General features: G+C 34.3%; 7 protein-coding genes and 1 pseudogene. 6 read left to right on the top strand and 2 right to left on the bottom strand.

The genetic code is table 11. The features are described 5' to 3' along the window. Window positions 1-83 precede the first annotated feature (83 nt). Window positions 84-497 (bottom strand): hypothetical protein, encoded by a 414-nt coding sequence (locus ACH0B5_RS09945; protein WP_122973365.1) that lies wholly within the window; start codon window positions 495-497, stop codon window positions 84-86. Between the two features lie 504 nt (window positions 498-1,001). Here ACH0B5_RS09945 and ACH0B5_RS09940 point away from each other — a divergent pair. After that, a pseudogene (locus ACH0B5_RS09940) lies at window positions 1,002-1,097 on the top strand (LPXTG cell wall anchor domain-containing protein); the annotation flags it as partial. A gap of 248 nt (window positions 1,098-1,345) precedes the next feature. Next, window positions 1,346-1,963 (top strand): thermonuclease family protein, encoded by a 618-nt coding sequence (locus tag ACH0B5_RS09935; protein WP_122973364.1) that lies wholly within the window; start codon window positions 1,346-1,348, stop codon window positions 1,961-1,963. A 117-nt stretch (window positions 1,964-2,080) separates the two neighbouring features. Here ACH0B5_RS09935 and ACH0B5_RS09930 read toward each other — a convergent pair whose 3' ends face one another. Then, complete coding sequence (locus tag ACH0B5_RS09930) at window positions 2,081-2,236, bottom strand: hypothetical protein (protein ID WP_174232709.1); 156 nt, start codon at window positions 2,234-2,236, stop codon at window positions 2,081-2,083. Window positions 2,237-2,375: 139 nt separating this feature from the next. Between ACH0B5_RS09930 and ACH0B5_RS09925 the strand changes: the two genes are divergently transcribed. The 4 genes from ACH0B5_RS09925 (at window position 2,376) to ACH0B5_RS09910 (ending at window position 8,292) form a co-directional block, all read left to right on the top strand. Continuing rightward, complete coding sequence (locus tag ACH0B5_RS09925; protein ID WP_122973363.1) at window positions 2,376-3,767, top strand: aldehyde dehydrogenase; 1,392 nt, start codon at window positions 2,376-2,378, stop codon at window positions 3,765-3,767. A gap of 224 nt (window positions 3,768-3,991) precedes the next feature. Beyond that, the gene (locus ACH0B5_RS09920; RefSeq protein WP_341361828.1) at window positions 3,992-5,050 is read left to right on the top strand and encodes a M42 family metallopeptidase; all 1,059 of its coding nucleotides are present in this window, start codon (window positions 3,992-3,994) and stop codon (window positions 5,048-5,050) included. A gap of 2 nt (window positions 5,051-5,052) precedes the next feature. After that, window positions 5,053-6,522, top strand: a complete 1,470-nt coding sequence (locus ACH0B5_RS09915; protein ID WP_122973361.1) for a UDP-N-acetylmuramoyl-L-alanyl-D-glutamate--2,6-diaminopimelate ligase — start codon at window positions 5,053-5,055, stop codon at window positions 6,520-6,522. Window positions 6,523-6,714: 192 nt separating this feature from the next. Then, a complete protein-coding gene (locus ACH0B5_RS09910) occupies window positions 6,715-8,292 on the top strand; it encodes a peptide chain release factor 3 (RefSeq protein WP_122973360.1) in 1,578 nt (525 codons plus the stop codon). Window positions 8,293-8,424 lie beyond the last annotated feature (132 nt).

Here is an 8,424-nt window from a genome sequence, read left to right as displayed (position 1 = left end):
TTGACACCCCGTATCATACCAAGAGGGCTCTTTTTTGTTCAAGTCCTCGAAAATCCTTCTAACAGGAATGCTCCTTTTAATTTCTATTTATCTTCTTCTACAATTCTTAGTTGAGGTATCGGGTATTTTTTATTATATAAATATCCCTCGTATTGATAATAATTTGGACCACCTGGTGTTTTACCAACTAAACTCAAGTATCCAGCCATTGGCGTACTATTGATAATTTCTTCATGCCATGCAAGCTTTGGAGCTCCATTAGGAGAAGTGTAGGGTGCGAAAAATTTTACTCTTACTACCCAGTGTTTTAATAATTCTGCGTTTGGAGTAATTAAATTTTCAAACCTATTAGTTAGCAACTCTTCTGTTCTATCTTCTGATTTGATGATAATAGAATTAGAAGTTTCACTAGCATAAGCTTTTGATATGTCTGTTTTTATCCAAAATGCTAACATAAAAACAACCATTACTAAAAAAAATGATAATCTTGATTTCATTTATAAATCTCCTTTCAATAATTGTAAATTACATCCTATTTATACCATTTATAGGTAATTGAATATATTGGAATATTAGTTTAAATAGTTATATAGTAATACTATTTGTCGAATTTTTATTAATAAAGAAATATATATACTATTTTGAAGTAATCTTAAAGAAGTCATAGGAGAATAATTATCATATTCAAATTAGGTTTCAAAGGGATTAGAATAATTATTCTATTAATAATCAATTTAGATTCGAAGAACCAGTGACAGTGAAAGTACTTGAAAGCGTGTTAAACTCAACGTTTTAAAATACCGCAACGTGCTATGACCCAGATTAAACAACAGAGCCAATTGAAACGGATCTAACTGAAACAGAGTATGTTCAAGTGCTGGAAAGTTAAAGAGTACGAAAGCCGTATTTAATGCCGAAGACGATGCAATTGAAGGACAGAGAGAAAAAGTTGGCGATGAATTGACGTAAAAAATTTAAGTTGAAAAAATCAAACAGGTGAAAAACAAACAAATTATCTTGTAACATTCATTGGCTTACTCATGATTGGAGCAGCATTGTTTGGTTTTGTTAAAAGAAAAAGATATTTAAAAAAATAAGTTTTTAATAAGCTACTAAATATCTCTGAACCCCCGTAAATGTTAGACAGAAACTAACTTTTACGGGGTTTTTTAATAAGACAGGTTCCATGATAGAGGTTAATAATCAAAAATTATCTTTTAATGGAATTTTTTGTAGTAAAAAGAGAAAGTTGGGATGATGTATGCAAACTCACGAGATGCCCCTACTAATCAGAGTTGTTTTTTTGGTATAATAATAGAAATGTAAAAATAGATGAGGTAGCAACATGAGTATTGTAGATGTAAAAACATTAATAACAAGTGGCACAATTATTATTGCAGTAGCCCTTTATTTCATTTTTAGTAATACAGCATCAAAAGAAAATACAGTTGAAAAAGATACTGACTATTTAATTACTCCGCAATATGCAAAGAAAGCAACGGGTAATGAATTAGTAAAAGCGGAATATGTGTCAACGAATGACGGCGATACTTTCCGTTTAAAGGTAAATGGAAAAGAAAAGCGCGTTCGTTTATTAATGGTCGATACACCGGAAATGAATTATGAAGAAAATAATCCGATGCCTTTTGCAGAGAGTGCAAAGGATTATACACAAAAATTACTAGAAAATGCTTCGGAAATTGAAGTGCTTTCTGATGTTGGAAATAAAACAGATCATTATGGCCGATTGTTAGCCTATGTATTTATAGATGATGTTCTTTTACAAGAATTGTTATTACGTGAAGGATATGCGGCTGTTCGATATATCGATAAGCCTAACAATACGTTGGAAGAACAATTTAAAGAAATTGAAGAAATAGCTAAATCGAATAAAATCAACATTTGGGAAGAAGAAAATTATTTACAACAAGATGGATTCCATCCAGAAGTAGTGGAACAGTAAGTTAAAAACATTTTTTAGGGTGACTTTTCATTGAAAAGTCACCCTTTTTATAAGCTATTCAATATTCAATTTATCCGTAAAACGGATTCGATAAAGGAAAACTTCATTTTCCCTTTTCTAAAAATCATTCTGTTGTTCATTTTCTTGTGGCAATTGTTCTTCTTTCAAGAATAAAAAAGATTCGTCCTCTAACTGATGCACTTTTTCTTCATTTAATCCAATAGATAATGGTCCTGAAAAAATTTTCTCCCACCAAGTATCAGTCGAAATCATATAAAATTGCCCCCTTCAGTTTTATCGTTTTATCCTTTTCTACCCTTATTAGAAGGATTTAGACGACAAATTGTAGTAAATTGTACATAATTATTATTGACGATATAAAGAAAATTATGTATTGAAAGAAGGGTTACAAATGGCACGATATACTGAAAAAGACGTTGAAATCATGATTGAAGAGCAAAAAAAATTTTATTTAACCGGGCATACAAAAAATATTGAGTTCCGAAAAAAACAATTATTAAAACTAAAAGAGAAAATAAAACAATATGAAAAAGAAATTTTAAAAGCGTTAAATTTGGATTTGCATAAAAGTGAATTTGAAGCGTATTCGAATGAAATTGGAATCGTCCTTGATAGCATTAATTATTTAATGAAAAATATCGATGAATGGGCAAAACCTGTACAAGTAAAAACGCCTGTCCATTTTCAACCTGCCAAAAGCTTTATAGTGCGAGAACCTTATGGAGTTGTATTAATTATCGGGCCATTTAATTACCCATTCCAACTTGTTATGGAACCGTTGATTGGAGCTATTATTGGTGGTAATACAGCGATTGTAAAACCTTCCGAATCTTCCGTTCATACGACAAAAATAATTAAAAAAATAATTGAAGAAACCTTCGATACATCTTATGTTCGAGTAGTGGAAGGCGAGAAGGAAGAAGTAACAGCATTGATTCATGCTTCCTTTGATTATATTTTCTTTACCGGTAGTGTGGCAGTAGGGAAAGTTGTTATGCGAGCAGCGGCTGAAAAGTTAACTCCAATTACATTGGAACTCGGAGGGAAAAGTCCAGCCATTGTCGATCAAACAGCAAATATTGAGGTTGCAGCGAAAAGGATTGTTTGGGGGAAATTTAATAATACAGGACAAACTTGTGTAGCCCCTGATTATTTATTTGTCCATTCCTCCGTTTATGAAAAATTTATGAAAGCAATCAGAAAAACAATTGAACAATTTTATGGGAAAAATCCACAACTGAGTCCGGACTATGGTCGTGTCATTAACGAGCGCCAATTCAAGCGTTTAAAACGGTTAATTGAAGCAGAAAAAGAATATATTACTTTTGGTGGTAGTACCGATGAAAGCGATCTTTATATTGAACCGACGATACTTGAAAATGTTACGTGGTCCAATCCAATTATGGAAGATGAAATTTTCGGTCCTATCTTGCCCGTTATGAAGTATGATAGTTTAAAAATGGCAATTTATGAAATACAAAAATTACCTAAACCGTTAGCAGCCTATTTCTTCTCAGAACATGAAAAAGCGATTAGTTATTTCCTACAAGAATTACCTTTTGGGGGAGGATGTATTAATGATACCGTTACCCATGTAGGAAATCCTTATTTACCTTTTGGTGGTGTCGGTCCATCGGGTGTGAATGCTTATCATGGAAAGGCTAGTTTTGAAAACTTTACTCATCCAAAATCCATCATGAAGAGATCTTCAAGATTTTCCAATAATTTATTATTCCCACCGTATAAACAAAAAGTAAAACTTGTACGAACAATGTTGAAATAACAAAAATCATCGAGAAATTCAAAATGAATGGGTTTCTCGATGTATTTCCTATTAATGCTTTACTGTACTAGTGATATAATGAGGGATACAACGATTCATTACTCCCTTTCCAAAAGGCTATGAATGAAAATACATAAAATTACTGGGTGTCGATTATTGACGAATTTTGTTATCATTAACTTTATTCAATTAAATTATACTGACTAAAGATTGGGGGATTTTAGATGAAAAATGTATTTAATGAAAAAAATACAATTAATTTATTAGGTCAATTAGTAAATATTCCAAGTCCTTCAGGCTATACAAAAACAATTATGCAATTTATAGGATCTTATTTGCATGACCTAGGCATCGAATATAAACAGACAAATAAAGGAGCTATCATTGCTACAATCAAAGGACAAAATGATTCTTCCCACAGACTCTTAACTGCCCATACGGACACGTTAGGTGCTATGGTAAAAGAAGTAAAGGCTAATGGACGTTTAAAGCTGACGATGATCGGTGGTTTTCGTTGGAATGCTGTAGAAGGTGAATATTGTACAATTCATACGGCAGACGGTAAAAAAATACGGGGAACGATTTTGATGCATGAAACAACGGTCCACGTATATAAAGAAGCTGGTGATTTAAAACGGGATGACAACCATATTGAAGTTCGCATTGATGAAAAATGTTTTAATGCGGATGATGTACGGAAAATCGGGATTGAAGTTGGAGATTTCGTATCCTTTGATCCTCGATTTGAAACAACAGAGTCAGGTTTTATTAAATCCCGACATTTAGATGATAAAGCAAGCACAACCCTTCTATTACAATTAGTGAAGTTTATTAAAGAAGAGAAGATTGTATTGCCTTATACAACTCATTTTTATATTTCCAACAATGAAGAAATAGGTTATGGTGGGAACTCGAACGTTCCAGAACAAGTGGTTGAATATATTGCCGTAGATATGGGGGCAATTGGAGATGGACAAAGTTCAGATGAATATACGGTATCCATTTGCGCAAAGGATTCGAGCGGACCATATCATTATGAGTTAACTCACTATCTAGTGAACTTAGCAAAAACGAATGAAATTCCATATAAGCTAGATATTTACCCTTATTATGGCTCAGATGCATCAGCTGCTATTCGAGCAGGTTACGATGTGAAGCACGCCCTGTTTGGCCCAGGAATAGAAGCTTCCCACGCTTATGAACGTACTCATGTGGATTCATTAAAAGCCACAGCGGAACTATTATTTACCTATGTAACTTCACCAATGGATTCGGAGGATTAATTATGTATACAGAAGAACTATTAAATGTGATTCCATTAAAGAAAATTATTGGTCAGTTACCAAACAGAATCAAAGATATTTCAATCGATTCAAGAAGTGTTCAACCAAAAAGTATGTTTATTTGTATAAAAGGTGATACAGTAGATGGCCATCATTTTGCACAAAAAGCGGTGGATGCTGGCGCTACCGTTGTTGTAGCGGAACGGGAATTACCAATCGAAGGAGAAGTGGCTCAAGTCATCGTAAAAAATACAAATCGTGCCCTTGGTTTACTTGCTGCTAAGTTTTTTGATTATCCTTCTAACGATATTACAATGATTGGTGTTACAGGGACCAATGGGAAAACGAGTGTTTCTGGCATTATCCATCATATGCTTGTCGGAATGGGGGAAAAATCCGCCTTATCAGGAACAATTGGATTTGAGCTAAATGGTGTTTTATATGAAACTGCTAATACAACGAATGACGTTTTAAGTACACAGCAAATGATTTTCCGTGCAAAAATGGAAGGCTGTCGTGCAATGGTCATGGAAGTTTCATCCCATGGTTTAGCTTTAGGAAGATTAGCAGGTGTTGATTATGATATAGCCGTGTTTACAAACTTGACCCATGACCATCTCGATTTCCACGGAACGATGGAAGAGTATGGACATGCGAAAGGGTTATTATTCTCCCAATTAGGACAAGATTTTACTAAAAACAAACATGTCGTTTTAAATGCAGATGATCCATGGTCTGAAAAATATGAACAGATGACATCCTATCCAGTATGGACGTATGGTTTGAAAAATGATGCGATTTTCCGTGCAGAAAACTGTAACTACGAAGATGGAATTACAACCTTTGATATGATTACGCCGGAAGGTAAATTCCCAGTTACTACGCACTTACTTGGTGAATTTAATGTTTATAATTTACTAGCTGCTACAGCTGTCTTTTATGCTAGAGGTTTCTCGATGGAAGCAATTATCGAACAAATTGAAGATTTAGCTCCAGTTAGAGGTCGCATGGAAAGAGTGAAAACCGATCTTCCTTTACAAATCTTTATTGATTATGCCCATACTCCAGATGCAATTGAAAAGGCAATTAAAGCTGCATTACCATATAAAAAACCGGAAAATAAATTAATCTTTTTAGTTGGAACAGGTGGGAATCGAGATAAATCGAAACGTCCCGCAATGGCGGAGAAGGCATCGATAGCTGACTATGTTGTCTTGACAACAGATGATCCCCGCTATGAAGAGTATGATAGCATTACAAGTGATTTAGCTAAAGGTATGCAACATGAAAATTATGCATGTATCGGAGATCGGGCAGAAGCGGTTCGTCATGCAGTATCAGTTGCAGAACCTGGAGATATCATTATTTTTGCCGGTAAAGGGCATGAAGATTATCAAATAATAGGGAATACGAAATATCCCCATAGTGATGCAGAAATTGCCATTGAAGCAGGACGCTTAAAATTTGTTTAATCGATTTATTTTAATGATATGATTTTTAAGAGGCTGTCCTATTGGCTAATATGCTAAAGGGCAGCCAATTCCATTTTATTGCCATACTATAAATAAATTTATTTTGTACATACATTGGAATAATAAAAATGTTGTGCAACAAGCATAAATTCTTTTATTATAGGAGAGGTATGAAAAAAGGAGACGGAAAAAATGACTTCAAAAATAGAACAAGATATATTATCTCGTCGTACCTTTGCCATTATCTCTCACCCGGATGCTGGTAAAACGACGATTACAGAAAAATTGTTATTATTCGGTGGTGCCATTCGAGATGCAGGTACTGTAAAAGGGAAAAAAACAGGTAAATTTGCCACTTCAGATTGGATGGAAATCGAAAAACAACGGGGAATTTCCGTTACATCTTCCGTTATGCAATTCGATTATCAAGGTTTTCGTGTCAATATTTTAGATACTCCTGGTCACCAAGATTTCTCTGAGGATACGTATCGGACATTAATGGCGGTAGACAGTGCGGTAATGGTAATTGATGCTGCAAAAGGGATTGAAGCGCAAACATTAAAACTTTTTAAAGTTTGTCGTATGCGCGGAATTCCTATTTTCACTTTTATTAATAAATTGGATCGTCAAGGGAAGGAACCCCTTGAGCTAATTGAAGAATTAGAAGAAGTTTTAGGAATCAATGCCTATCCAATGAATTGGCCAATTGGTATGGGGAAAGAGTTTCTAGGAATTTACGATCGCTATAATCAGCGTATCGAACAATTTCGTACTGATGAATCCGATCGTTTCTTACCGATTAATGAAGATGGTGAATTAGCAGTCGATCACCCAATGAAAGTGACTTCTTATTATACGCAAGCAATGGATGACATTTTACTGTTAAACGAAGCAGGAAATGACTTCTCAGAGGAAAAAATTCGTCGAGGAGAATTAACACCTGTATTTTTCGGTTCTGCTTTAACGAATTTTGGTGTTCAAACGTTCCTAGAAACGTATTTAAAATTTGCACCTGCACCACAGCCTCGCCTAACAGAAGATGAACAATTTATTGATCCTGTTGAACATAACGAATTCTCAGGTTTCATTTTCAAAATTCAAGCGAATATGAACCCAGCTCACCGTGACCGTATTGCCTTTGTTCGGATAGTGTCAGGGAAATTTGAACGTGGAATGAATATTACTTTATCTCGAACAAATAAAACTTTTAAAGTATCCCAATCCACGCAATTTTTAGCCGATGATCGAGAAACGGTTGATGAAGCGGTTGCGGGTGATATCATCGGTCTTTATGATACAGGTACGTATCAAATAGGAGATACGGTAGTAGGTGGGAAGAAATCTTTCCAATTTGAAAAATTACCTCAATTCACACCGGAAATTTTCGTTCGTGTTACTGCAAAAAATGTGATGAAATCAAAACAATTCCATAAAGGGATTTTACAATTAGTTCAAGAAGGTGCAATACAATATTATAAAACTCTTCATACGGAAGAAGTTATTCTAGGTGCAGTAGGTCAACTACAATTTGAAGTATTCGAGCATCGTATGAAAAATGAATATAACGTGGAAGTACAAATGCAACCAATCGGTTCAAAAATTGCTCGTTGGATTGAAAATGAGGAAGATGTCAAAGAATCAATGTCATCGTCCCGTTCGATGCTTGTAAAAGATCGCTTTGATAATTATGTCTTTTTATTCGAAAATGAATTTGCGATGCGTTGGTTTTCCGATAAAAATGAAAATATTAAACTGTATAGTTTACTGTAATAGGAAAAAGAGGCAATTATTTCATTGCATTTAAAAGGTACTGTGCTATAATAAATTCAGTAGAAAACTGAATATCCATTTGACTATGTCAAAGGGGAGTAGCTATAAGTATTTCGAATACTTACTTTACAT

The organism is Ureibacillus sp. 179-F W5.1 NHS, from assembly GCF_045369345.1.
Classification (GTDB): Bacteria; Bacillota; Bacilli; order Bacillales_A; family Planococcaceae; genus Ureibacillus; species Ureibacillus halotolerans.
The sequence above is the reverse complement of the archived record's forward strand: the minus strand, read 5'-3'. Positions and strand labels throughout refer to the sequence as shown.

Excerpts from the sequence above, each read along its gene's own strand:
- ACH0B5_RS09920 (WP_341361828.1), top strand. The coding sequence starts at position 3,992 with ATGAAAAATGTATTTAATGAAAAAAATACAATTAATTTATTAGGTCAA.
- ACH0B5_RS09945 (WP_122973365.1), bottom strand. The coding sequence starts at position 497 with ATGAAATCAAGATTATCATTTTTTTTAGTAATGGTTGTTTTTATGTTA.
- ACH0B5_RS09925 (WP_122973363.1), top strand. The coding sequence starts at position 2,376 with ATGGCACGATATACTGAAAAAGACGTTGAAATCATGATTGAAGAGCAA.
- ACH0B5_RS09910 (WP_122973360.1), top strand. The coding sequence starts at position 6,715 with ATGACTTCAAAAATAGAACAAGATATATTATCTCGTCGTACCTTTGCC.
- ACH0B5_RS09935 (WP_122973364.1), top strand. The coding sequence starts at position 1,346 with ATGAGTATTGTAGATGTAAAAACATTAATAACAAGTGGCACAATTATT.
- ACH0B5_RS09915 (WP_122973361.1), top strand. The coding sequence starts at position 5,053 with ATGTATACAGAAGAACTATTAAATGTGATTCCATTAAAGAAAATTATT.
- ACH0B5_RS09930 (WP_174232709.1), bottom strand. The coding sequence starts at position 2,236 with ATGATTTCGACTGATACTTGGTGGGAGAAAATTTTTTCAGGACCATTA.